We start from the raw sequence: 462 nt of genomic DNA, 5'->3' as shown, positions 1-462 counted from the left end.
GCAGCGCACATCACTCCATACAAAAATGATACACACAACCACGTAAGCAATGGGCTATTATTGCGTTGTGACATGCACACTTTGTACGATCTGGATCTATTTGTTATCGATCCTGACTCGTTACTTATTTACTTTGCTCCTCAGATCCAAGATAAAGAATACACAAGATATCATGGGAAAAAATTGCGTGTTTCGTACAAAGTTAATCGTGGAGCCCTTGTCGAAAGGTGGAAAACGTTTACTGAAATGTATGGCAATTCCCACCTGATAATAAAAGCAATCCAGGTTTAACCATACAAGGCACAACATGGGATTATTAAAGGCAGGGCTTCGCACTGCGAATGCTATCGTCACGCTCGGTGGATCGCTGGAATTAGAGCATGCGAAAGCAAGCTTCGAATCCACTCATGCTTCCTATAAAACAACGTATGACGAAGTAACGTTAATAAAAGCCTAAGATTG

1 protein-coding gene is annotated in these 462 nt (G+C 41.3%); it reads left to right on the top strand.

Features of this window, described 5'->3' with window-relative positions:
- On the top strand, positions 1–291 hold a 291-nt coding region (locus tag M975_RS22005; RefSeq protein ID WP_167350547.1), incomplete at its 5' end, for an HNH endonuclease signature motif containing protein.
- Positions 292–462: the final 171 nt, after the last annotated feature.

It is taken from the genome of Buttiauxella brennerae ATCC 51605, from assembly GCF_001654925.1.
GTDB classification, from domain to species: Bacteria; Pseudomonadota; Gammaproteobacteria; order Enterobacterales; family Enterobacteriaceae; genus Buttiauxella; species Buttiauxella brennerae.
This window is presented reverse-complemented; position numbering and strand designations above follow the sequence as displayed.